This is a genomic window from Curtobacterium sp. MCPF17_047, from assembly GCF_003234045.1.
In the GTDB taxonomy this organism is placed as follows: Bacteria; Actinomycetota; Actinomycetes; order Actinomycetales; family Microbacteriaceae; genus Curtobacterium.
Map to the genome: position 1 here is coordinate 90,453 of NZ_QKSF01000005.1, position 23,502 is coordinate 113,954.

The following is a 23,502-nucleotide window of genomic DNA, read 5'->3' on the forward strand; positions in this document are numbered from 1 at the left end:
AGACAGCTTGCTACCCGCTGGCCTCATCGGGGGATGCTAGCGGTGGTCATGGCTCTACGACTACCCGTTCGTGTTCGCCGGCACCGATCAGCGTCAGGGCGTCCGTAAGCCGATCGTGTGACATCCGCTAGTGCAGGGCTGCTCCTGCTAGGTCCGCTCGCGAGTCGCCTTCTTCGTCGAGGCAGCTGCTGTGTCTGGCCCGAAGCGCTGTTCATACAGGCGCCGGATAGCCTCGAGTTGCGCTCGCTCGTGAGCGCTGATCGGCTCTGCCTGACCGGCGGCGATACGCCGTTGCAGTCCGCTCAGGGTGTTCTTCTTCAGCTTCGCCATGGCCACCACCTCTTCCACTCATTGTCCGCCGTTGACGATGCAGTGTCTACGGCCTCCGCGCCAGCACCGCCCTGCTGGAGGTTCGTCAGCGTCCGTTTGATCATTGCTGCCTCTGTCTGCGTAGCGTCTGACAGCAGCGCCAGGAACGCGTCGAGGGCAACCTCTCGGTCTACCTGCTTGTCTGACCCGGCCATCGTGAGCGCCCACTCGGCACGTTTCCACCACTGGTCACGCGCCGCGCTCTCGCGAGCGACTCGTGTGGATCTGTAGGCCGGGAAGAAGGCGACCACAGCAGCACACACAGCGAACAGGCCAGCTGCCGGTGGACCGGACCAGAAACTTCGCCAGAAGGGTTCATCGAGCACGAAAGGTGGGAGGAACCCGCGTCCGATGCCGCCCACAACCAGCCCCACCGCTCCCGCGCTGGCGATCCACCACACTCCGCGTCGCTCCCGGCGCTTGGGCTTGTCGACGCCAGCCTCGTCGTCAGTGCCGGGCACCTTGAGGGCATCGTTTGTCTGAGGCTCTAGGGGCTGACCAGTCTCGTCTGAGCGGCACGGATCGTTACTCATGCGAAGCGCCGGCGTTTAGCGGCGTCGACTTCGTGCGTGGGGACACCGCTAGGCAGCCGCCCCGGGACGGTGAGCCCCTCCGAGAAGAACATGATTTCGGATCCTGTTGCTCGGGTGCTCGCAGCCGAATAGGACAGTCCGTAACGGATCTGCGCCGCGTCTGGGTAAAGCGCGGTGATTTCGGGGCGTGCGTCGTATGACACGATCCATGGGTGTGCTAGGTCTGCAACGGACGCGGCGATCTGCGCGTGGTCCGCCGCGTCGTAGAAGTTGTCATACAGCCCCTCACCCTTTTCGAAGTACGGCGGGTCCAGGTAGAGGAACGCTGGGTCGAGCGTTGCGTCGTTCCATGACGCGACGTAGTCGACGGCATCAGCGTTGGACAGGTTCACGCGGTTTCGGTGGCGTCCGAGCTTTTGGATGCGCTGGATGAGGCCCGGCTTGTTGTAGCGTGCATCGATCTTCCAGGGCCCGGTCTGATCGAGTCCGCCAATCACGCCGCCGCCGATGATGCCCGAACGGTTGGTTCGGTTGAGAAAGAAGGTTGCGAAGCCGAGGTCGAGTCCGTCGGCGCCTGGAGAACTGATCACCTCTCGTTGTCGATGCCAGGTCTCCATCGTCACTGGAGTGGCGTCGATCAGCATGCAGAGTTCGTCGGTCTGGGTGAGTGCGCTTTTCCAGAAGGCGTGGATGCCCGGGTTGAGGTCGTTGATGAACGCACGGTCGGCGTAGCCCTCGTAGAGGAGCGAGAGTGCGACGGATGCGCCGCCGGCATATGGCTCTACGTAGTCGCGGCCGGTCAGTTCGTTCTCGATCATGAGCAGCTTGACGTAGTTCGCGATCTTGCCCTTGCCCCCCGGGTAGCGCAGGGGAGAGGGGTATCGGGAGAGTTGAGTCACTTCCAGATCGCTTCCAGGAATGGTTGCAACTCGTCCCAGGAGGTGCGGAGCTCGCTTGGTTTGGGGAACGAGTAGCTGTTGTGCACGTACTGGTTCAGCGTAGTCAAGCCGGCCGCCAGCCCGTGCTTACTGTTTGCGACTTGCTCAACCGCCTTGTGGAGGCCGGGGGCGATCGTGCCGGCGTCGCGCAGGTGGTCGTTCGCGGCCTTCAGGCGCTTCGCAAGTGGGTTGTTACGACGCTCCTCCTCGGTCATGAGTGTGTGACGAGTGACGTAGTCATCAACGGAGAGCTCGACGAATACCCGGAACAGCACCGAGCCGGCGTTCGGGTAGGTGTCAGCGTTGAGCTGAACCAGCTCGTTGTAGACGGTATTGATGCGCTGTGGCGAAGGATTGATTTTCGCATCACTCGTTGCCACGGAAGTACGCGGTGGCTTTAGCTTGGTCTTCGACCTCTTGGGCTTGGTGGTGACGGGCGTAGCGGTTCCCTTCGGCAGGTCAGTCAGCCGCGTGGGCTCCGTTAGTTTCGTCTTCGGGTCCGGTAGGTCAGCAGCGCTGAACGTCCCAATGTATTTTTGGCGCAGCGCGTCGTCATAAACCTGCGGGACTTTTACCCGCTGGGAGCGAAGGTCGTCGACGACCTTCCGAAGGCCCTTCGCGACCTCGTCGACGGGGTATCTGGTGACCAGTTCGCCGCCGGATACCTCTAAGCCGAGCGCTTGTTGTACGGGTCGTGACTTCAGTATGCGTTGCAGAGTGGTACTGATACGCGCCTTTGTGTCGCTGCTGCCGTCAAGCTCGTCGATGAAGTCGAGCACCTGGCCCGAGTAGGCGCGTACCGCGCTGACTCCGTGTCGCACCCTGAATCGGTCTTTTTCGTCGGAGTCCCACTCGACGAGACCCACGCCCTCTTGTGCCCCTCCATGTCGGCTCATGACGAAGTCCACTGCCGTGGATTGCTCGGAGGGGTCGTAGAGGATGCACCGAACGGTCTCAATGGGGCTGCCGGTAAAACGATCGGCCAGCGTCAGGAGCTTCTTGAAATCTCCTGGTTGCAGTGCCGACTGCACAATTGTGGGAGTCTCGAGCGCTTTCAGAGCGAGAGTGCGTCGGTTACCCTCGAGAACGATATACCCGCGCTTCTTGTCGCTGGTGGCCACCACGGTGAAGAGCTGAGCCGGATCGAGCCCGTTCGTGACGATGTTCTCGGCAAGCTTGACCAGGCGGCGCCCTTGCTGACTAGCGAGTGCGTGGATCGTCGACTGCTGGGTCGGCTGCTCGTCGCCGATCCGAGCGTTTTTCTGGTCCAGCAGTAAATCGCTCACCGAGATGTCGGTCAGACGCGGCATTACTCATCCCCCTTGATGCATCGTCAGTTTCGGCTGACCCTATCGGTTTCCCGAGGCGGGTACGAGCAAGCAGTCTGGGTGTCGGCGTCATGGGCCTTGGTTTCTGCTGTCGCGCCATGAACGACCGGCTAAGGGGTGCTCCGTCTGGTGCGCTCGACGTGGCTTGCGCCCCTCGGGGAGCGGCGGAACGAAGCGGGGCCGGACCGCCGGTTGATGGTCGGGCGCTGCTGAAGGGATGCTCGGGTCAACCCTTCACGTTGCGCGGGTCATCACCCGGCGCGATGGTGTCCTTCGCTCGCACCCGGTCCTGGCGGCGGTGGATGGAAAGTTTTCCGCCTCCCTAGTTGCCGATGATCTGCCGTGCGCGGTCGATTGTCGCAGCCTGGGGTCGGTGTGGGCCGAGGCGCGGTTTCCGCCGCCTCGCACGTCCCAACCGCCGTTCGGGTTGGGGACCCTGTTCCTGCTCATGTTCACCTCCTTCGTCACGTACAACGGACAGCCAAAACCAGAACTCAACAGATGACATGCTGCGTGGCAGACTAAAACGTGTGGAGGCGTTCGGCTGACGTCGGGCTCTTTGACGATCGGCCAACGGACGACGCAGTTGACGGCGATCGTGTAGTTGCTGACATGGCGGCGTTGAAGCCGGTGTCCCAGGGGTGGCTAGGACCAGTAGTCGGCACTTACCACCAGGTCGGTCGTGCGCCGTCTCAGCGGGCCATTGGGTGACGGATATCGGGATTCGCCATCGCAGGAGTAGCTACTGACGCCCGAGGGTCCAGCCAGCGTTCGACGGTACCTGGACCCTAGGGGATGCAGCCCGCCGTACCGAGGCGAAACGGCTTCAATCCCTTCTGGTGCCAGGCGGCCAGCGTCGGCAATCGGCTGGAGTCTTCTCGGCCCTTGCCGACATCCGCTAGCCCTTGCTACTTTCTGGCGAAGGCGCCGATCGGTCAATCGACCAAGCACGATACCCGAGGCCGCGTCGTATCCCGAGAGCCTTGTCCCGATAAGTACCGAGGGGCACTGCCCGAAGATCGCCATCGATGATCGTGGCGAGTCGTTGGTTCATCGCGTGCGCAGCACGGTTGGTGTCCTGCGTCGCAAAGGCGACCGTGCGGCCGGGGGCCTCGTCGACTGCAGCTTTCATGAGGGCAATACCGATGCCTCGTTTGCGGGCTGCTTCGACCACTCCTACGACTTGAAGGAACAGCGGTTCGGTCGCAGCAACGGGGAGGAGCGAGACGCAAAGCCCAACGTGCACGCCGTTCAGCTCGGCGAACAGTACAGGTTGACTCGAGATTGTTGCGATGTTCTCCTGGATCGACTGCACAGATATCGGTTCGCACATGAGCTGCAGCGCCTTCATCCGACGTGCATCAGCGACACTTGCGACGGCCCGCCGAATACTGTAAACGACTTTCGGCAACGTCCGGAGGTCCTCGAGCCAAGAGGCCAGTTCGGGGTCAAAATCAGGATGGAATGGTCTCGGTTCGGCTTCACTGTCGTGCACGAACCCACGGTAGAACGCGAGAGTCCTTCGGGTACCGGTATATGGCCTTTCGATCTCACGCCGCTCGCTGGCGCATCATCGAAGGTGCAAGCCTGAGACTCACCAGATGACGCGGTCCGGCAAGCTTCGGTTACCACGCTGCAGCGGTGGCGGTGGCGGTGGCGGTGTCCGCGGACGTGTCCCGACGCATCGATCAGAGTGTTGTCAGGGTCGGGCTGCGGCGAGGAGCCGTCGGTGGATCCGGCCGAGGTCGGTGCTGCGGAGGTCGTTCCAACGGACGGTGTCCCAGGCAACCAGCATGTGATCGTTTGCTGGTGCGCTGGGCGATGGCGAGCAGGGAGTTAAGCAGCCCCACGCGGTAGCCGTTGTAAGCGACGACGGCGAACGCACCGACGGCAATGTTGGTTGCGATGCAACGGGAAGCTGTTTGCCGTCACTGGTTCGTGACAATCTCGCCCCATGGACGATCTCCTCGCGACGAACATCGCAGACCTTGCCACGCAACTCGCGGCCAGCGCCGCTCGGAACACCGCGACGGTGGTCGCCGGCAGAGTGACCGCGTTGAAGGCATCGAAGAGCGCCGCTGACAGGGCGGCAGTGCTCGAGGAGATCGTTTCCGACCTCATCGAGGAAAAGAATGAACTGACGCGCATCGCTCAGGCGTATGAACACGAACTTGTGGCGCAGCAGTTTACCCCAGGAGATGTGCGCTACATCGCAGACACGATCGTCCCGCTGCTCACGAAACTGGCCGAGGGTGCAGGTGACCCGGAAGAAGCAACGAAGCAGAAGAAGCAGATCGAGACTTTCGCGCCTCTGCTCTCGGTGGAGACGGTGAACGTGCTTCAGCTTCTTGGTTTCAACTTCCGACAAGGGGTCGGGGAGCCGCTGACACAGCGGGTCAAGAGCCTCATCGAGGGCGAGTCCGACCTCCAGTCCGAGCTGGCGCTCGAGCAGCTACGCCTCCAGCGCGCCGCGATGGAACTCGCGGTCAGCCCCGATGGACTGAACCGGTACAAGGAGATGTTCCCGGACGCTTGACGTCGTCGGCGACCAGACGTTGCCCGAGCCCTCTGCAGAGGGGCCTGGAACGACGACGAAGCGGCGGACCCGGAGGTCCGAGTTCGTCGTGCCGGGCTGTGAGCTGTCGCTGCCGGAGCCCCCGCCAGCGGGGGCTCCGCCGCCCGGGATCGCCGTTGCTCGCTGCCTGCTGCCTGCCGCTCGACGCTGTTGGCGTAGTCGTTGGACGGGGCGCGGTAGACGGGTGTGGAGGTATCCCCGCCCCGAAGTGCTGACACCGTTGACGACGGCGTCGGCGGAGCCGTTCTGTCACTGGCTCGACATGTCCTACGTCGTCTCGCCGGACCAGGCGACGGCCGTGTCGTCCAGTGAGGCCTCGATCTCGGCACGGGTGGTGGTGGTGCTCTCGGCGTCGGCCACGCCCGACTAGTTCGCGAGTTCCGTCCTGCGCGGCTTCATCAAGTTCGACTTTGTGCGCCTTTGAGGGGCTGAAGTCTCAACTGCTCCGAGAGAAGTCTCATCTGGCCTGAGAAACGACAGTAAGCAGTGCGGAAGCGGAGAGAGCGAGTGACGGGAATCGAACCCGCGCTACCAGCTTGGGAAGCTGGAGTTCTACCATTGAACTACACTCGCGCATCCCGTCGAACGGGACCGCACCAGCCTAGCGGAACTTCCGCCGGGTGCCAGCCGCACCTCCGTGGCGGACGCACGCCGGGCCTCCTGTCCGCCCCTGTCTCTCCGCTGTGAGCCGCGCTCTCCGACGGACACCGCCAGGAGCCCGTGTGTACCGTCCGAGTGGACCACCCAGCTCGTACGACTGACCCGAGGAGGAACCGGAATGGTCCGACATCCCCTCATCGACGACGTCGTCGGTCCGGCCATCGTGGTGGACTCCAGTGCCCCCGTGGTGTGGCTCACCGACTCCCTCGACTCGCTCCTGCGCCGCGCTGAGGCGGCCGGGCGCACGGTCGTCCTGCGGACCGGGCCGGAGGCTGCACTCACTCCCGCACTGCGGCACGCCCTGGGCGCGCACGGCGCCGCGTGGGCGGTCCGCGGACCCGACGGTGCCCTCCGGGACGGGCGGACCGGTGTTCCGGCGGCCGGCGTGGAGGACTTCGTCACGCACGGCCCGGAGCTCCTCGGTGACCCGTCGCCGGAGCACCGCGACGCCGTCGGCTCCGTCCGACAGATCAGCATCGACCTGACCCTGCGGCACCACGACGAGCGGACCGTCGACATCGGCTCCGCGATCGAGGCGCTGTGCGCGACGGTCGGCACGTGCCCGACACGGTGGGGCACGTCGGAACCGCTCACCTCGGCGTGGGACCGCTGGGTCGTGACGCAGTACGCGATGCACGAGTCGCCGGGCATCAGCACCTCGTACGCCATCGGTGACGGCTTCGCCGCGACGATGACCGCGCACCTGACCGACGGGGTCGTCGTCGAGACGATGTCCGCGGTCCTCACGGTCCCCGAGAGCGGAGCGGACCCGCAGCTCGCATCGCGCCTGCTCGACGCCGTGCACAGTGTCGCCGAGGGCGTCGAGCCCGTGTTCGGTGTCGTCATGCAGCGCCGCGGGGACGCGGACCACCTGGTGCGCGCGTTGGCCTACGGCGAGCCCGAACCGCTCGCGGTCATCGTCGGCCCCGAGGCCACACGCTTCCTGGACCGCCGCGGCGAGTGGCCGCCGGTCCGCACCACCACTGACACGTTCGCGGGCGAGGTCGGCGAGGGCCTGGTCGTCCGGTTCGAGGACGGCTGGACCGCGCTCGAGTCGTTCCTCGACCGCATCGACGAGGACCGGTTCCTGCAGTTGGTCGGCGGGGCGCCCCTCGACCCCGCCTCCGACGACGGCGCACTCGGGCCGCACGCCATGCACCACGGTGGGCAGGGGTCCCAGGGTGCCGCGTGACGTGACCCTCCTCTGTCGCGGTGAGGTGCAGGTCCGCGACGTCGCCGAGGCGTTGCTGCTCCACGACGACGCATGGGGTGTCCGGGCGCTCGACGACGGACCGATGATGCAGGTCTGCCGTGACGCCACGCACCCGGTCATCACGGTGCTCGGCGTGCGTCGGGTCGACGAACTCGGCGAGGTCGCGCGGCTCCTGCCCGACGCCCCGGCGCTCTCGGTGCCGCTGTGGTGGGTCGACACGGTGACGCCCTTCGACGCCGACGGTGAGCGCGGGGTGACGGCCGCGCTGGAGGCATCACTCGACCTCGACGCCGTGTGCATCGTGCACGGGGACTGACACCGGGTCGTGGCAGCGGCCGCTGACCCCTCCGTCCGGACTCAGACGCAGCGGGCGCGCATCCGCCGTGCCGCCGCACAGAGGACTGGAACGTCGGTCCGAGCCGTGCCGAGCAGCACCGACGCGGGTGTCCCGGCGGGCCGGCGGGTCAGTCGGCCGGCGAGTGCCGACACGTGCGCCCACGGCACGGCCGGTTCGTGCGCGGTCATCATCGGCGGGAGCCGCTGGACAGCCGAGGCGATGTCCACCAGGCACATCCGGACGGCGTCGTGCACGAGCGCCTCGGGCAGGGCCGAGTCGGCGACGTAGGTGCGGATCCGATCACAGGAATCGATGACGTCGTCCAGGGACTGCGCGACGGGCGTCGTCACAGCGGGACCGTCCGATCGAGCAGCTCGTCCGGCAGGGCATCGGCGGCCAGGACCTCGACGCGCACGCCGAGCAGTTCCTCCGCGTCGTCCTGCATGCGCATCAGCGCGAACATGCCGGTGGGCGGTGCCAGGTCCACGACGAGTTCGACGTCCGCCGGCCAGTCGTCCGCGCCCTGCGCTCCCGAGGTGCCGACGAGCTGCCGGACGGCGACGGCGCCGTGCCGTACGAGGATCGAACGGAGTTCGTCACGGTGCCGGGCGACGAGTTCGCGCAGAGGGAGTGGCTCGGCGACGGGTTGCAGGTCGATGGCGGTGCGGAACCCCGCCGCGAGCAGGAGCCGCTGGAGCGCCGCGAGCGAGGGTTCGCGTCGGCCGTTCTCGTAGGTGCTGATCACGCTCTGGGTCACACCGGCTCGTCGGGCGAGCTGCACCTGCGTCAGGTCGGCCCGGAGCCGGGCTTCGCGGATGATCGCTGCGGCGGAGAGCGTCGTCGTCGACGCGCGAGCGTGTCCTGGCGGCATGCGGCCAACGATACACAGGATTCCGTATTCCGGTTCGCAGCCGGAGGTCGTGGGGTCTGCCGCCCCGACGGAGGCTCGTTCAGCGCGGCTGGGACACGTCCGCCCGGTGGAAGTTCAGCGCCGACCGCGACGCCGTCGGTCCGCGCTGCCCCTGGTAGCGCGACTGGTAGTCGGCGGACCCGTAGGGCTTCTCGGCCGGGCTCGACAGCTGGAAGAAGCAGAGCTGGCCGATCTTCATCCCCGGCCAGAGCTTGATCGGCAGGGTCGCGACGTTCGACAGCTCGAGGGTCACGTGCCCGGAGAAGCCCGGGTCGATGAACCCGGCGGTCGAGTGCGTGAGCAGCCCGAGTCGACCGAGCGAGCTCTTGCCCTCGAGCCGCGCCGCGATGTCGTCCGGCAGCGTGACGACCTCGAACGTCGACCCGAGCACGAACTCGCCCGGGTGCAGCACGAACGCCTCGTCCGGGTCGGTCTCGACCAGACGGGTCAGGTCGGGCTGGTCCACCGCGGGGTCGATGTGCGGGTACTTGTGGTTGTCGAACAGGCGGAAGTACTTGTCGAGCCGGACGTCGATGCTCGACGGCTGCACGAGTGCGGGGTCGTACGGGTCGAGGCCGATCCGGCCCTGGTCGAGCTGGGCGGTGATGTCGCGGTCGGAGAGCAGCACGCTGGAAGCCTAGTCGCCGGCCCGCGCACCGTCAGGAGTCGAACACGTCCAGGACCCAGTCGTCGGTCGGCAGGGTGCGGTCCTGCCAGCGCATCCGGATCGCGCCGTCGTCGACCAGGTGGGAGTCCGGGTGGCCCGTCCGGAGCTGACAGCGGTGCCCGTGCAACATCCGTGGGCAGCGGTCCTGGTCCGGGCCGGCACCAGGTCGGCCGACGACCGCGCCGATCAGGCGGGCGGCGACGCGGCGCAGACGAGCGCGGCTGGTCCGGCGGAGGCTGACGCGTCGGGCGACGGGCCGGACGGCGGGCGGGGAGGGAAACGGTGTGCGCACGGGAGACTCCAGCTGTTCGCAGTGCTGCGAATGAACGAGCGGCCGGGGTCTGGGGCTACCGCGTTGCACGGTAGTCGAGCGCACCTCGGAGTGGGTGGAGTCCGCGCGACTAGGCTGAACCCGTCCGCTTCAGCACCCAGCCCCCGCGCTGCAGCCACCCCTCAGCAGGAGCGCAGATGACCACGACGACGACCTCCGTCCCGACGACCACGTCCGGCACGAACTGCCCGATGCGGTGCAGGCGATGATCTCCTTCGCCGACGCCGCGCGGCGGTTGCAGGACGGTGAGGACGGCGCCATCGCCACCGCGTTCGTCGACGTCCTGCCCATCGAGGGCGCCGCGCTGTCGACGCTCGGACCGCCGTTCGGCAGCGCGGTCTTCTCCGCGTCAGACCCCCGTGCCGCAGCATCGGACGAGCAGCAGGTGCTCCTCGGCGAAGGCCCCGGCTGGTCCGCCCTCCGGCACCGAGAGCCCGTCCTCGTGTACGACCTCGACGGCGCCACCGGGGACGACTGGCCGTCGACCCGAGCAGCCCTGCGGCAGACCGGCTGGGCGGGACTGCTGTCGTTCCCCCTGTCCGTCGGGACGTTCGACCTCGGGGCCGTGACGCTCTACCGGGCGGACACCGGCCCGCTGGCACCGGCCGAACTCGACGGGGCGAAGCTCCTCACCCACCTGGCCGCGCTGCGGATGCTGTCCTCGGCGATCCGGGACGTCGAAGCCGGCCGCACACCGACGTCCGTCTCGGTCGCGCAGCCGTCCGGCCGCCACGTGCACCAGGCGACGGGGATGGTGGTGGCCCAGCTCGACCTGACCGCCGAGGACGCACTCCTGGTCCTCCGCGCCCGGGCGTTCGCCGACGGGCTGCCACTCCACGCCGTCGCCCAGGGCGTCATCGAGCGGCGCATCGACTTCCGAGACCCACGCACGACCGACTCCGCACGGAAAGAAGACCGCTGATGACGCAGAGCAGAGAGCAACGCCTCGTCGACACGTTCGTCACGCTCGCCGACACCCTCGTCGACGACTACGACGTCATCGAGCTGCTCCAGCTGCTCGTCGGGAAGGCAGCGGACCTCTTCGACGTCAACGCTGCAGGGATCATGCTCGCGACCCGGACGGACGAACTCGAGTTGGTCGCCTCCACCAGCGAGCGGAGCAACCTCGTCGGCATCATGCAGCTCGACGCCGGCGAAGGCCCCTGCATCGAGGCCTACCGCACCGGCAAGGTCGTGACCGTGGGCAGCACCGCCGAGTTGGCGGACCGGTGGCCGGCCTTCGCGGCAGCGTCGCAGTTGTTCGGCTACGCGTCGGTGCACGCCATCCCGCTCCGTCTCCGGAACGAGACGCTCGGCTCGATGAACCTCTACCGGGAGCAGCCCGGTGCGCTGGGCGAGGACGACATCGTCGCCGCGCAGGCGTTGACGGACGTGGCCACGATCAGCATCCTGCAGCAGCGTGGGCTGGAGCAGGCCACGATCGCGCGCACCCAGCTCCAGCGGGCGCTCGACAGCCGAGTGGTCATCGAGCAGGCGAAGGGGTTCCTCGCGCAGACGCACGAGGTCGACATGGACCAGGCGTTCGCGCTGCTCCGGTCCTACGCACGGTCCCACCAGACGCCGCTCGCCGAGACCGCACGGCAGGTGGTCGAGCGGACCCTCTCGATCTGAGGGGTGTCGGAGTGGACTGTCAGGCGATCTCGCGCAGGTCGGACCCGCGCTCGACGACGTCCTCGGCGAGTTCACGCAGGCCGCGACCGGTCCGCCCGGCGCCGTCGCGCAGGACGCGGAAGGCCTCGTCGATCCGGACGTCCCGGCGGTAGGCCAGCGCGCCCTTGGCCTGCTCGAGCAGCACCCGGGCCTCCAGGGCATCGCCGATCTGCTCGTCGAGCGTCCGCTGCGCGCCCTCCTCCCGGTGGCGGACCAGGGCGGCGGACGCAGCGTCGGCGAGCAACTGGATCACCACGACGTCGCGGTCATCGTGTCCCCGGTCGTGGTCGGCGAAGACGCACAGCGACCCGATCGTCGCGGTCCGCAGCCGCACCGGTTCGGCGAACGTGCCGACGAACCCGCGCTCGTGCATGACCTGCGAGAAGGTCGGCCACTCGGCCGCCTTCGTGCTGACGTCCGGGACGTCGATCGTCCCGCCGGTCCGGAAGCAGTCCAGACACGAGCCTTCGTTCGTCCCGAGCTGCGCTTCCTCGGCGTCGATGCTGCGCTCGCTCGTGGAGGCGATGACGTGCAGGGTGCCGGACTGGTCCGCGAGGACGATGCCGGCTTCGGTCGCCGCGGTCCACTGCACGCACGCATCGACCACCCGCGTCATCGCGTCGAGGACGTCGAGCGCCGGGTCGAGGACGGACCCCATCACGTCGAGCAGGTGGTCGAACCGGTCCTGGTCATCGCGCTGCGCTGTCGTCGTCACCCTGCTCACGCTACGGCGTACCGCCGGGGTCGCCGTCCAGGCTCCCGATCCACATGGTGGGCCCAGAGGGGCGCGCCTACGATGGAGGGTCCGCGGACCGCGGACGGAACCGACCCGAGACAGGTATGGCCGTCACGTCACCCCAGCCCCACCCGGACGCCGCCGACCGTCCGGACGCCGCCACCCGCCCGGACGCCGCCACCCGCCCGGGAGGCCCGGCGCCGGACCACGCGCCCGTCACCACGCGCACGTCCACCGTCGCGACCGTCCTCGTGATCGCCCTGCCCCTCGTGGTGGCCTGTGCGGTCCTCGGGATGACGATCACGGGCGCGTTCACCGCCGACCAGCAGCTGGAGTCCGCCGGGGACCTGGTGCAGTTCGGCCTGGTCGCCGCGCGCGGTGTGCACGACGGCGTCGCCGCGCTGACGGTCGGTCTGCTCATCGTGGCCGCGTTCGCCCTTCCGGCCCAGAAGGCCGACCACCGGGCGATGTCCTCGGTGCAACACCGGGCAGCGCGCTGGGCCGCGATCGCCGGGTCGGTGTGGTTCCTGGCCGCCGTCGCCGGCATCGTGCTCACCGGTGCGAACACCCTGGGTGTCCCGCTGACGAGCCCGGTCTTCGCCCGCAACTTCCTGCTCTTCGCGTTCCAGGTCGAGATCGGCCAGTCGCTCGTCGTCTCGGCCGCCGCGATCCTCATCGCGACGGTGCTCGCCGCGCTCGCCACCCGGGCGACGACCCTGGCGTTCGCGACCGTCGCCGCGCTCTTCGCCCTGCTGCCCCTCGCCCTGTCCGGCCACGCCGCCGGGTCCCTCGAGCACGCCAACGCGGTGAACTCGCTCGCGGTGCACCTGGTCGGGGTGTGCGTCTGGGCCGGTGGTCTCGTCGCCGTCGTGCTGCTCCGCACCCGGATGAAGGGCGCCACCGGACGCGTCGTCGCCCGCTACTCGACGCTCGCCGGCTGGGCGTTCGGTGCGGTGGCGTTCTCCGGCATCGTGAACGCGCAGCTCCGCCTCACCGGGCCGCTCGACCTGGTCACGACCCCGTACGGGTGGCTCATCACGACCAAGGCCACGATCCTCGTGCTGCTCGGCGTCGCCGGCGTCGTGCAGCGCCGGAAGCTCGTGCCCGGGCTGCTCCGGGCTCCCACCGACCGCCGTCTGTTCGTCCGGTTCGCGCTCGCCGAGATCGTCTTCATGGCCGTCGCGATCGGCGTCTCGGTCGCGGTGTCCCGCAGCCAGCCGCCGATCCCGCAGACCCCGGAGACCGGCGCGGACACCCGCTCGGGGCTCATCGGCTACCCGTACCCGCCCGCGCAGACCATGCAGACCTACCTGTCGCAGTGGCACATCGACTGGATGTGGCTCGCGCTCGCCCTGGTCGGTGCCGCCTGGTACCTCTGGAGCGTCCGGAAGCTCCGGCAGCGTGGTGACTCCTGGCCGGTCGGTCGGACCATCGCCTGGCTCATCGGCTGCGCGGTCTTCGCCTGGACGACCTCGGGCGGCCCCGCGGTCTACGGCATGATCCACTTCTCGTCGCACATGGTCCAGCACATGCTGCTCATGATGTTCGTGCCGCTGCCGCTGGTCCTCGGCGGCCCGGTGCTGCTCGCGCTCCGCACCCTGCCGGTCCGCAACGACGGTTCCCGAGGTGCCCGCGAGTGGCTGATGCTGTTCGTGCACTCGCGGTGGATGCAGTTCCTCGGCAAGCCCGCCGTCGCCGGGGTGATCTTCGCCGGGTCCCTCGTGGTGTTCTACTTCACGCCGGCGTTCGAGTACTCGATGCAGTCCCACGAGTGGCACATCGTGATGATCGTGCACTTCGTGTTCAGCGGGTACCTGTTCTTCTGGGTGTTCGTGGGTATCGACCCGGGACCGCAGCGTCCCCAGTACCCGATCCTCATCATCGCGCTGCTCGCGACGCTGGCGTTCCACGCGTTCTTCGGTGTGGCCGTGATGACCTCGCAGTCGGTGTACGCGATCGACTGGTTCCACGCGCTCGGGCAGACGAACGACCGCGCGCTGCTCGACGACCAGCACGTCGGCGGCGGCATCGCCTGGGGCGCGTCCGAGCTGCCGATGGTGTTCGTGGCGCTGCTCGTCGTGCGGAACTGGGTGCGCTCCGACGAACGCATCGCCAAGCGCAAGGACCGACAGGCCGAGCGCGACGGCGACGCCGAGCTCAAGGCGTACAACGAGCGTCTGTCCGCCATGCAGCGCCGGGACTGAGGCGGGGTTCCCGAGCGGAGCATGATGGTCGCGTGACCTACGGCGACTACCAGAACCAGATCCACCTCCGCGGCCTGCAGGGCGTCATGCCCCGGTTCGCGGTCGCGGCCGCGGACCTCGAGGCCGCCGCGGCGGCAGCGATGGCACCGTCGGTGTGGACCTACGTCGCCGGCGGTGCGGGCGACGAACGCACGCAGCGCGCCAACGTCACCGCGTTCGAGCGCCGTGGCATCGTGCCGCGCATGCTCGTGGGCGCGTCGGACCGGGACCTCTCGGTCGACCTGTTCGGGATGCACCTGCCCTCGCCGCTCTTCCTCGCGCCCGTGGGCGTGCTGGGGGTCGCGGCGCAGGACGGCCACGGCGACCTCGCGACGGCCCGCGCCTCCGCCCGCACCGGCGTGCCGATGGTCGCGTCGACCCTGTCGGAGGATCCGCTCGAAGCCGTCCGGGAGGCCCAGGGCGACACCCCGGGCATGTTCCAGCTCTACACGCCCACCGACCGCGACCTCGCGGCGAGCCTGGTGCGGCGGGCCGAGGACGCGGGCTACGCCGCCGTCGTGGTGACGCTCGACACCTGGGTCACGGGCTGGCGCCCCCGCGACCTCCAGACCGCGAACTTCCCGCAGCTGCGGGGCGCAGCGCTCGCCAACTACCTCAGCGACCCGGCCTTCCTCGCCGGCGTCCCCGTCCCCACGGACCCGCGGTCGGTCATCGAGCACTGGACCCGGGTCTTCGGCAACCCGCTGCGGTGGGAGGACCTCGCCTGGCTGCGCGGTCTCACCGACCTGCCCCTCGTCCTCAAGGGCATCTGCGCCGCCGACGACGCTCGGCGGGCGGTCGACGCCGGGGTCGACGGCGTGTACGTGTCGAACCACGGCGGACGTCAGGCGAACGGGGTGCCGGCGATCGACCTCCTGCCCGAGGTGGTCGCCGCCGTCGGTGACGATGCTCCGGTGTTGTTCGACTCGGGCGTCCGGTCCGGTACCGACGTGGTGACGGCGCTCGCCCTGGGAGCGACGGCCGTCGGGCTCGGGCGTCCGTACGTGCACGGGCTCGCCCTCGGCGGGACCGACGGCGTCGAACACGTCGTGCGCTCGGTCCTGGCCGAGGCGGACCTGCTCATGGCGGTCAACGGGTTCCCGGACCTCGCCGCCCTGCGGACGGCCGACGTCCGAAGCATCCCGGCCTGGTGACGGTCGGCGAGCGACGGTCGGTGAGGATCGGCGGTGAGGATCGGGTGGGCGGGTGGAACCATCCGGGTGCTGCCGGACACTCCAGGACATGAGAACCGGAAGCGGCGACGACGCCGAGGACTGGGCGGCAGCGGGCCGCGGTGACGGCGAGGCCTACGGCCGCGTCTTCGACCGCCACCGTGACCGCGTGCACCGGCACGCCCTCCGGCTGGTGCCGCCCGAGGTGGACGTCGACGACATCGTCGCGGTCGTGTTCCTCGAGGCGTGGCGACGACGGCGGAGCGCTCGGCTCGTCGACGGCGACCTGCTGCCGTGGCTGCTCGTCACCGCGACGAACGTCGCGCGCAACGCCACCCGCGCGACGATGCGGTACCGGCGACTGCTCGCGACGCTGCCGCCCGCCGATCACGCTCCCGACCCCGCCGACCGGCACGACGACGGTGCCGCGGTCGCCGCGTTCCGGACGCTCTCGGCGACCGACCAACAGGTCCTCGCGCTCTGTGTCATCGCCGGGCACCGCGAGGCCGAGGCGGCCGAGGTGCTCGGCGTGCCGATCGGGACAGTGAAGTCCCGTCTCTCCCGAGCCCGGAAGCGCCTCGGTGCGCAGTTCGCCGAGCAGACAGCGGTGCCGGCCGTTCCGCCGACCGCACCGACCACGACCGCACCGTCCACCACCGGAGGAGCACGATGACCGAGACGACCCGCGACCGCGCCCTCCGTGCCCTGCTCGTCGACCGCGTCGACCGGTCCGTGCGACGGCGGCGCTGGCTCGTCCCCACGGTCGGCGTCGGGGCGTTCGTCGTCGCCGGAGCCCTGACGGCGGGCGCCCTCGTCGGCACCGGGCTGCTCCAGCAGTCGCTCTCGCCGGAGGACGCGACAGCCCTCGTCTCGACCGGGGCCGCCGGGGACGTCACCCTGCTCGGGTCGCCGGTCGTCCGCCTCACGGACGGCTCGACGCGTCTGACGTTGCCGGAGCGGCCGTCCGGAGCGCGCGACGTCGCCGTCGGCCTGCAGTGCGCGCCGACGGGCACCGCGACGGTCACCGTGGCCCGGGGCGGTGACCGGGGGGACGGCAGCGGCGACGCGACGACCGCGGACTGCGGGACCTCGGTCACGCTGCCCGTCGGATCGGCAGCGGGGGACCGGCCGACCGTCCGCGTGGACCACGACGGCGGCGCGATGACCGTGTGGGCCTCCTGGGCGCGGCCCGACCCGGTACCGGGGCCGTCCCCCGAGCAGCAGGACGCGGTCGAGGACGGCATCGTCACCCGCTCGGAGTACGTGGCAGCGCTGAACCGCTACGTCGGGTGCATGCGGGCGTCGGGGCACCCGGTCGACCTCGGCGACGAGCAGCCGGTCGTCTTCGCGATCGCGATCCCGTCCGACGCCGTGCAGGCCGACGCCCGCTGCGGTGCGGCCGAGTCCACCGACGTGGACTCGATGTGGCAGGCGGAGCACCCGGACGCCGAGTTGTACTCGACGGCGGCCGGAGCGCCCTACGACCCGGCCGCCGACCCCCGTTACGCCGGGTAGCGGCCCGGCCGCGTCGACGAGACGGGCACCGGGACGACCGAAGGGCCCCGTCGCTGACGCGACGGGGCCCTTCTGCTTGCTGGAACCGGAGAGGCTCAGCCCTTCTCGGCGAGCGCAGAGAGCGTCTCGTCGTCCTTGTAGGCCTCGACGGCGTTGTCCTTGGTGACGAGGACCGGGGTCAGCTCGACGGTGGGGACGATCTTCACGCCGTTGTCGTTGTTCTTGTCCTTGACGGTCTCCGGCTTCTTGCCGGCGGCCAGGTCGGACACCAGGTCGACAGCGGCCTGGGCCTCGTCGGTGGTGTTCTTGTAGATCGTCGAGTACTGCGTGCCCTGCATGATCAGCGGGATCGACGCGGTCTCGGAGTCCTGACCGGTCACGACCGGGTTCTCCTTGCCGGCGGCCTTCGTGGCCTGCAGGATCGCACGGGCGAGGGTGTCGTTCGGCGACAGGACGCCGTCGAGCTCGGTGTCACCCGTGTAGTACTGGGTCAGCAGGTCGGTCATGCGCGACTGGGCGTTCTGCGCGAGCCAGCCCTGGGTGTTGACCTTCGTGAACTTGGTCTGACCCGAGACGACCTTCAGCGTGCCGTCGTCGATCTTCGGCTGGAGGACGTCCATCGCGCCGTTGAAGAACACGGTCGCGTTGGCGTCGTCCGGCGAGCCGGCGAAGAGCTCGACGTTGTACGGCTTGTCGCCCTTCTTCTCCTCGAGGCCCTTGAGGAGCGCCTGCGCCTGGAGCTGGCCGACCTTGAAGTTGTTGAACGCGACGTAGTAGTCGACGTTCTCGGTGTTCAGGATGTTGCGGTCCCAGGCGATGACGAGGGCGCCGGCGTTCTTGGCGGCCTTCACCTGCGAGCCGAGCTGCGAACCGTCTGCCGCGCCGATGATGACGGCCTTGTCGCCCTTGGTGACCATGCTGGAGATCTGGCCCTGCTGGTCGGGGACGGTGTTCGACGCGGCGGCGTACTGGATGTCGGCCTTGAAGCCGGCCTCCTCGATCGACTTCTTGAACGCGGCGCCCGCGAGCACCCAGTTCTGCGAGGTCTTGGCGGGGAGCGCGACGCCGATGGTGTCGCCCTTCTTGATGGTCGTGCTCGACGAGTCGCCGGAGGCGCCCGAGTCCGAGTTGCCACGAGCCGAGCAGCCGCTGAGGGCGAGGCCGGCGATGAGCGCCAGGCTGACGCCGGCGACGATCTTCTTGCGCATGTGATTGCTTTCTCTTCGTTGAGGAGGTGGGGCCGGGGCCCCGCTGTGTGGTGGATGGGTCGTATGGGGCCCGGCGGTCGGTCGCCCGACCGCCGGATCCCGAGCTAGGGGAGGTTGACCTTGTCCGGCTGGTCCGCGATCGACCGCGGCTGCTCCGCACCGACCGTGTTGGCCTCCGTGTCCTTGCGCTGGAACTGCCGCATCATCCCGCCGATGAGCGACGGTCGGCCCTGCGACTTCGAGTAGACGTCGAAGGCGACGGCGATCAGCAGGACCAGACCACGGATGATCTGCACGCGGTTGGACTCGATGCCCATGAGTTGCAGGCCGTTGGAGAGGAGCGCCATCACGAGACCACCGATGATCGACCCGGAGATCGTACCGACACCACCGGCGACCGCGGCACCACCGACGAACACGGCGGCGATCGCGTCGAGCTCCCAACCGGTGCCGTCTGCGGGGCCCGAGGCACCGGCGTAGCCGACGAACACCATGCCGGCGACGGCGGCGAGGACCGACATGTTCATCATGACGAAGAAGTTGACCTTCTTCGCGGAGACACCGGACAGCACGGCTGCGTTCGAGTTGCCACCGACCGCGTAGACCTGGCGACCGAAGATCGTGTTCTTCGTGACGAAGCCGTAGACGATGGTGAGGACGCCGAGGATGATCGCGACGATCGGGACCGAGGTGCCCGGACGACCGGTGGCGAACAGGTAGGTGGCCACGAGCGTGACGACGACCAGGACACCGGTGCGGACGAAGGCGACCCAGAGCGGCGGGAGTTCGGCCTGCATCTTCCGGCGGCGCTGGCGGTCGCGGATCTCGAGGATGACGAGGACGACGACCGTCACCAGGCCGAGGACCAGCGTGCCGTTGGAGAACCCGAAGTCCGGTCCGAAGTCGGGGATGAAGCCGGAACCGATCTGGCTGTAGTCGTTCGGGACGGGCAGCGAGGTGGAGTTGCCGATGATCTGGTTGGCACCACGGAAGATCAACTGCCCGGCCAAGGTGACGATGAACGCCGGGACGCGGACGAACGCGACCCAGAAGCCCTGCCATGCGCCGACGAGTCCGCCGACGACGAGGCCGAGGATGATCGCGAGCCAGGCCGGGAAGTGCCAGACGGACATCGACTGCGCCACGATGATGCCGGTGAACGCCGCGACCGAACCGACCGACAGGTCGATGTGGCCGGCGATGATTACCATGACCATGCCGAGCGCCAGGATCAGGATGTAGGAGTACTGCAGGAACAGGTTGATCACGTTCGTCGGCTGGAGGATCAGGCCGTTCGTGGTGATCGAGAAGAAGATCAGGATCGCGATGAGCGCGATGACCATGCCGTACTGGCCGATGGAGTTGCCCTTGCCGAAGAGCAGCTTCAGGTTGTTCATGAGACGGTGGCGCCCTTCCGCGCGGACGTCATGCTGCGCATGAGCGTTTCTGGATCGGCCTGGTCGGCCGGGAGGTCAGCAGTGATCTGCCCCTCGAAGATGGTGTAGATGCGGTCGGAGAGACCGAGGAGTTCGGGGAGCTCGGACGAGATGAGGATGATGCCCTTCCCCTCGGCCGCGAGCTGCTGGATGATCCCGTAGATCTCGAACTTCGCGCCGACGTCGATGCCGCGGGTGGGCTCGTCGAGGATCAGCAGGTCGGGGTCCGTGAACATCCACTTCGACAGGACGACCTTCTGCTGGTTCCCACCGGAGAGCTTTCCGACGTTGTCCTCGACGCTCGGTACCTTCGTGCGGAGCATCTTCCGGTACTTCTCGGCGACCGAGTACTCCTCGAGGGAGTCGACCACGCCGCCCTTGGCGATCTTCTTGAGGTCCGCCGCGACCGTCGAGCGCTTCACGGTGTCGAGCAGGTTCAGGCCGAGTGCCTTGCGGTCTTCCGACACGTAGCCGAGACCGTTGTCGATCGCCTGCTGCACGTTCGTCAGCTTGATCTCGCGACCGTCCTTGATGATCTGCCCGTCGAGCCAGGTGCCGTAGGAGCGACCGAACAGGCTCATGGCCAGCTCGGTGCGCCCGGCACCCATCAGGCCCGCGAAGCCGACGATCTCGCCCTTGCGGACGTGGAAGTTCGATCCCTTGCAGACCAGGCGCGACGAGTCGATCGGGTGCTGCACGGTCCAGTTGCGGACCTCGAAGAAGGTCTCGCCGATCTTCGGGGTGCGGTCCGGGAAGCGGGACTCGAGCGAGCGGCCGACCATGCCGCGGATGATGCGGTCCTCGTTGACGCCGTCCGCCTTGACGTTGAGCGTCTCGATGGCCTTGCCGTCGCGGATGATCGTGATCTCGTCGGCGATCTGCTCGATCTCGTTGAGCTTGTGGCTGATGATGATGCTCGAGATGCCCCTGGCCTTCAGCCCGACGATGAGGTCGAGGAGGTGCTGGGAGTCGTTCTCGTTCAGGGCGGCCGTCGGCTCGTCCAGGATGAGGAGCTTGACGTCCTTGTGCAGGGCCTTGGCGATCTCGACGAGCTGCTGCTTGCCGACGCCGATGTTCTTGATCTGCGTGTCCGGGTCGTCGGACAGGCCGACGCGGGCCAGCAGGTCCTGGGCGCGGAGCTGTGCGGCGGTCCAGTCGATGCGACCGAAGCGGCCGGGCTCGTTGCCGAGGAACAGGTTCTCGGTGATCGAGAGCTCCGGGATCAGCGCCAGCTCCTGGTGGATGATGACGATGCCGGCCTGCTCGGACTGCTTGATGTTCGCGAAGCGGACCTCTTCGCCCTCGTAGACGATCTGGCCGTCGTAGGTGCCGTACGGGTAGACGCCCGACAGCACCTTCATCAGCGTGGACTTGCCAGCGCCGTTCTCGCCGCAGATCGCGTGGATCTCGCCGGCGCGGACGCTCAGCGAGACGTCGGCGAGCGCCTTCACACCAGGGAACTCCTTGGTGATGGAACGCATCTCGAGGATCGTCTCGGGAGCGGTGATCGAACGGGTCTCGAGCCCGCTCGCGATCGGGTCGTGACCCTGTGGGGTTGACGCCACGGTGCATCTCCTTCTGCCGCTGCGATGCGGCAGTCCTTCGGTGGAACAGCTGCGGCATCCGAAGGGCACGAGGGTGCGTGCGGACTTCGTTGTCGCGTCCGGGTGATCCTCGTGTGACAGCAGATGTGAACGGTCACATCGAGGAACGGAGGCAATGTTACGCACACGCTCGGCGCGGCTGTCAATTCGGATTGGTCACGTTTCGGTGACGCAGGGGTCGGTTTCCGCAGACGGCGGAAGCGCTGTCCCTCGGGTTGGGGTCAGCGCCGTGACGGGCCGGCGCGCGACGAGGAGTCCGCTCGCGGCTCGCTCAGCGGCGTCGCGGTGCCGACGTGGAGCCGCGGACGACCAGCTGGGGCACGATGTCGATCGGCCGGAGCGTGTCATCGCCGCTCGGCAGCAGGATGTCCACGCTGCGCCGTCCGAGCTCCTCGAAGTCGACCTGCACCGTGGTGAGCGGCGGCCAGAAGTGCTTCGCTTCGGGGATGTCGTCGTAGCCCACCACCGACAGGTCGCCGGGGACGTCGAGCCCGTACGAACGGGCCGCGTGCATCACGCCGAGCGCCATCGCGTCGTTCGAGCAGAACACCGCCGTGCAGTCCCGCCATCGCAGCAGTTCCCGCCCGGCGTGGTACCCGAAGTCGGCCGTCCAGTCCCCGAGGATCGGTGGCTGCACCGGCATGTCCCGGTCCGACATCTCGCGGAGGAAGCCCTGCATCCGGGCATCCGCCTCGATCCAGTCCTGGGGCCCCGCGATGTGCCGGACGTACTCGTGGCCCAGATCGAGCAGGTGGGCCGTCGCCAGGCGTGCGCCCTCCATCTGGTCGACCCAGAGCGCCGTCGGGTCCTCACCGACGCTCGAGCGCATCGTCACGTACGGGGTGCGGACGCCGAGCTCCTCGATGAGGTCGAACACCCGCTGCTGCGGGGCGATGACGACGATCCCCTCGACGTCCTGGTCGAGCAGGTGTCCGAGTCCGTCGCGGACCGCCTCGTCGGTCGGCACCGCGATGTTCGCCGTCGTCACCGAGTACCCGCGGAGGACCGCGGCGTCCTCGATCGCCTGCAGGGTGACGGTGGGGCCGTAGTGCGACCGTTGCGCCGTCAGGACGCCGATGGTCCTGGTCTTGCTCGTCACCAGTGCGCGTGCGGCCCGGTTCGGCCGGTACTGCAGTTCCTCCATCGCCGCGAGCACCCGGTCACGGGTCTCGGCCCGGATCGCGTCCGAGTTGTTGAGGACCCGGGAGACGGTCTGGTGCGAGACGCCCGCGACCCGCGCGACGTCGCGGATGCTGGGGGACCGCGGCTGTTGTGCCCGCGTGGTCGCCATTGCTGCTCTCTCCCGCCCGGGGCCGCGGCACGCCCATGTGCACGTTCACATCCCGAGCCAGATCATTATGCACGGCTCTCCGGTCCACGCCACCTGAGCAGGTGAGGAGGACGGACGCGACGGGAGGCCCGCGGCGGCATCGCCGTGGACCTCACGTTGCGTCGTCCGGGCGCGTCGGGTCCGACGACCCGCCGGTCAGCGGTGCTTCAGCGCTCCGCGCCGAGGGCGTCGAGCGGGAGCTCCGCCAGCTGCCACCCGAGCCACGGGCTGAAGGCGAAGGGCGCGGCGGTCACCGCCTGGCGGAGGTCCTGCTCCGACAGCCACACCCACTCGGCGACCTCGTCGTCAGCGGGCTGCGGGTCGCCGTCGGCCAGGGCACGGAACACCGGGCAGACCTCGTTCTCGACGATCCCGGACGCGTCCACCGCGCGGTAGCGGAAGTCCGGCAGAACCAGGTCGACACTGTGCAGCGTCATGCCGAGTTCGCGTTCGGCGCGACGGGCGATCGCGTCCTCGAAGGACTCGTCCGGGCCGGGGTGCCCGCAGAACGAGTTCGTCCACACGCCGGGCCACGTCTTCTTCACGAGGGCGCGACGGGTCACGAGGAGATCGCCGGCCGCGTTCTGCACGTGGCAGCTGAAGGCGAGGTGGAGGGGCGTCTGGTCTGTGTGCACCGTGAACTTGTCCGCCGTGCCGATCGGGGTACGGTCATCGGCCAACAGGACAACGGTTTCCGGGAAAAGGCTCATCTGCCTCGATAGATTA

General features: G+C 68.4%; 24 protein-coding genes and 1 tRNA gene. 9 read left to right on the top strand and 16 right to left on the bottom strand.

The window, feature by feature from the left end; translation table 11 throughout:
* Nucleotides 1-147 precede the first annotated feature (147 nt).
* The 5 genes from DEJ33_RS16870 to DEJ33_RS06870 all read right to left on the bottom strand — a co-directional run bounded on the left by DEJ33_RS16870 (nucleotide 148) and on the right by DEJ33_RS06870 (nucleotide 4,663).
* Nucleotides 148-330 carry a hypothetical protein gene (locus DEJ33_RS16870; protein ID WP_146242549.1) on the bottom strand — a complete coding sequence of 61 codons (183 nt, stop codon included), beginning with the start codon at nucleotides 328-330 and terminating at the stop codon, nucleotides 148-150.
* The gene (locus DEJ33_RS16875) at nucleotides 318-830 is read right to left on the bottom strand and encodes a hypothetical protein (RefSeq protein WP_146242550.1); all 513 of its coding nucleotides are present in this window, start codon (nucleotides 828-830) and stop codon (nucleotides 318-320) included. Before DEJ33_RS16875 ends, DEJ33_RS16870 begins: the two co-directional genes overlap by 13 nt.
* Before the next feature lie 68 nt (nucleotides 831-898).
* Nucleotides 899-1,801, bottom strand: coding sequence for a DNA adenine methylase (locus tag DEJ33_RS06860; protein WP_220034456.1), 903 nt, complete (start codon nucleotides 1,799-1,801; stop codon nucleotides 899-901).
* The gene (locus DEJ33_RS06865; protein ID WP_111194538.1) at nucleotides 1,798-3,150 is read right to left on the bottom strand and encodes a hypothetical protein; all 1,353 of its coding nucleotides are present in this window, start codon (nucleotides 3,148-3,150) and stop codon (nucleotides 1,798-1,800) included. The genes DEJ33_RS06860 and DEJ33_RS06865 overlap by 4 nt, the downstream gene beginning before the upstream one ends.
* Before the next feature lie 916 nt (nucleotides 3,151-4,066).
* Nucleotides 4,067-4,663 (bottom strand): GNAT family N-acetyltransferase, encoded by a 597-nt coding sequence (locus DEJ33_RS06870; RefSeq protein WP_146242551.1) that lies wholly within the window; start codon nucleotides 4,661-4,663, stop codon nucleotides 4,067-4,069.
* Between the two features lie 459 nt (nucleotides 4,664-5,122).
* Here DEJ33_RS06870 and DEJ33_RS06875 point away from each other — a divergent pair, with 459 nt between their 5' ends.
* A complete protein-coding gene (locus tag DEJ33_RS06875) occupies nucleotides 5,123-5,704 on the top strand; it encodes a hypothetical protein (RefSeq protein ID WP_111194540.1) in 582 nt (193 codons plus the stop codon).
* Between the two features lie 541 nt (nucleotides 5,705-6,245).
* Here the strand turns inward: DEJ33_RS06875 and DEJ33_RS06880 are convergent.
* Nucleotides 6,246-6,316: transfer RNA gene (locus DEJ33_RS06880), tRNA-Gly, on the bottom strand.
* Between the two features lie 205 nt (nucleotides 6,317-6,521).
* Here DEJ33_RS06880 and DEJ33_RS06885 point away from each other — a divergent pair.
* Together DEJ33_RS06885 and DEJ33_RS06890 are read left to right on the top strand one after the other, a co-directional pair.
* The gene (locus DEJ33_RS06885; protein WP_111077420.1) at nucleotides 6,522-7,595 is read left to right on the top strand and encodes a DUF6177 family protein; all 1,074 of its coding nucleotides are present in this window, start codon (nucleotides 6,522-6,524) and stop codon (nucleotides 7,593-7,595) included.
* A gap of 1 nt (nucleotide 7,596) precedes the next feature.
* Nucleotides 7,597-7,932 (top strand): hypothetical protein, encoded by a 336-nt coding sequence (locus tag DEJ33_RS06890; RefSeq protein WP_146242552.1) that lies wholly within the window; start codon nucleotides 7,597-7,599, stop codon nucleotides 7,930-7,932.
* Between the two features lie 41 nt (nucleotides 7,933-7,973).
* On the opposite strand, the gene DEJ33_RS06895 is transcribed toward DEJ33_RS06890, so the two are convergent.
* The 4 genes from DEJ33_RS06895 to DEJ33_RS16885 form a co-directional block, all read right to left on the bottom strand.
* A complete protein-coding gene (locus DEJ33_RS06895) occupies nucleotides 7,974-8,303 on the bottom strand; it encodes a hypothetical protein (RefSeq protein WP_111077422.1) in 330 nt (109 codons plus the stop codon).
* Nucleotides 8,300-8,824: a helix-turn-helix transcriptional regulator gene (locus DEJ33_RS06900; RefSeq protein WP_111077423.1), complete on the bottom strand. Its 525-nt coding sequence runs from the start codon at nucleotides 8,822-8,824 to the stop codon at nucleotides 8,300-8,302. Before DEJ33_RS06900 ends, DEJ33_RS06895 begins: the two co-directional genes overlap by 4 nt.
* Nucleotides 8,825-8,903: 79 nt before the next feature.
* Nucleotides 8,904-9,491, bottom strand: coding sequence for a dCTP deaminase (gene dcd / locus DEJ33_RS06905; protein ID WP_110903789.1), 588 nt, complete (start codon nucleotides 9,489-9,491; stop codon nucleotides 8,904-8,906).
* A 31-nt stretch (nucleotides 9,492-9,522) separates the two neighbouring features.
* The gene (locus DEJ33_RS16885; protein WP_111077424.1) at nucleotides 9,523-9,822 is read right to left on the bottom strand and encodes a hypothetical protein; all 300 of its coding nucleotides are present in this window, start codon (nucleotides 9,820-9,822) and stop codon (nucleotides 9,523-9,525) included.
* A 244-nt stretch (nucleotides 9,823-10,066) separates the two neighbouring features.
* On the opposite strand from DEJ33_RS16885, the gene DEJ33_RS06910 reads away from it, so the two are divergent.
* Entirely contained in the window at nucleotides 10,067-10,783 is a 717-nt protein-coding gene (locus tag DEJ33_RS06910; RefSeq protein WP_146242553.1) for a GAF and ANTAR domain-containing protein, read from the top strand.
* Complete coding sequence (locus DEJ33_RS06915) at nucleotides 10,783-11,493, top strand: GAF and ANTAR domain-containing protein (protein ID WP_111077426.1); 711 nt, start codon at nucleotides 10,783-10,785, stop codon at nucleotides 11,491-11,493. Before DEJ33_RS06910 ends, DEJ33_RS06915 begins: the two co-directional genes overlap by 1 nt.
* A gap of 19 nt (nucleotides 11,494-11,512) precedes the next feature.
* Here the strand turns inward: DEJ33_RS06915 and DEJ33_RS06920 are convergent, their stop codons facing one another.
* Complete coding sequence (locus tag DEJ33_RS06920; RefSeq protein ID WP_111077427.1) at nucleotides 11,513-12,247, bottom strand: ANTAR domain-containing protein; 735 nt, start codon at nucleotides 12,245-12,247, stop codon at nucleotides 11,513-11,515.
* Between the two features lie 125 nt (nucleotides 12,248-12,372).
* On the opposite strand from DEJ33_RS06920, the gene DEJ33_RS06925 reads away from it, so the two are divergent.
* From DEJ33_RS06925 to DEJ33_RS06940, 4 genes are all read left to right on the top strand, one after another.
* Nucleotides 12,373-14,472, top strand: coding sequence for a cytochrome c oxidase assembly protein (locus DEJ33_RS06925; protein WP_111194541.1), 2,100 nt, complete (start codon nucleotides 12,373-12,375; stop codon nucleotides 14,470-14,472).
* Between the two features lie 32 nt (nucleotides 14,473-14,504).
* Nucleotides 14,505-15,665, top strand: a complete 1,161-nt coding sequence (locus DEJ33_RS06930; protein ID WP_181437264.1) for an alpha-hydroxy-acid oxidizing protein — start codon at nucleotides 14,505-14,507, stop codon at nucleotides 15,663-15,665.
* Between the two features lie 88 nt (nucleotides 15,666-15,753).
* A complete protein-coding gene (locus DEJ33_RS06935) occupies nucleotides 15,754-16,356 on the top strand; it encodes an RNA polymerase sigma factor (protein ID WP_111194542.1) in 603 nt (200 codons plus the stop codon).
* A complete protein-coding gene (locus DEJ33_RS06940; RefSeq protein WP_111194543.1) occupies nucleotides 16,353-17,198 on the top strand; it encodes a hypothetical protein in 846 nt (281 codons plus the stop codon). Before DEJ33_RS06935 ends, DEJ33_RS06940 begins: the two co-directional genes overlap by 4 nt.
* Nucleotides 17,199-17,293: 95 nt before the next feature.
* Here the strand turns inward: DEJ33_RS06940 and DEJ33_RS06945 are convergent, their stop codons facing one another.
* The 5 genes from DEJ33_RS06945 to idi form a co-directional block, all read right to left on the bottom strand.
* Nucleotides 17,294-18,406 (bottom strand): sugar-binding protein, encoded by a 1,113-nt coding sequence (locus DEJ33_RS06945; RefSeq protein ID WP_111194544.1) that lies wholly within the window; start codon nucleotides 18,404-18,406, stop codon nucleotides 17,294-17,296.
* Nucleotides 18,407-18,510: 104 nt separating this feature from the next.
* Complete coding sequence (mmsB, locus tag DEJ33_RS06950; protein WP_111194545.1) at nucleotides 18,511-19,803, bottom strand: multiple monosaccharide ABC transporter permease; 1,293 nt, start codon at nucleotides 19,801-19,803, stop codon at nucleotides 18,511-18,513.
* The gene (gene mmsA, locus DEJ33_RS06955; RefSeq protein WP_181437270.1) at nucleotides 19,800-21,323 is read right to left on the bottom strand and encodes a multiple monosaccharide ABC transporter ATP-binding protein; all 1,524 of its coding nucleotides are present in this window, start codon (nucleotides 21,321-21,323) and stop codon (nucleotides 19,800-19,802) included. Before mmsA ends, mmsB begins: the two co-directional genes overlap by 4 nt.
* A 394-nt stretch (nucleotides 21,324-21,717) precedes the next feature.
* Entirely contained in the window at nucleotides 21,718-22,737 is a 1,020-nt protein-coding gene (locus tag DEJ33_RS06960; RefSeq protein ID WP_111194546.1) for a LacI family DNA-binding transcriptional regulator, read from the bottom strand.
* Between the two features lie 206 nt (nucleotides 22,738-22,943).
* A complete protein-coding gene (gene idi, locus DEJ33_RS06965; protein WP_111194547.1) occupies nucleotides 22,944-23,486 on the bottom strand; it encodes an isopentenyl-diphosphate Delta-isomerase in 543 nt (180 codons plus the stop codon).
* Nucleotides 23,487-23,502: the final 16 nt, after the last annotated feature.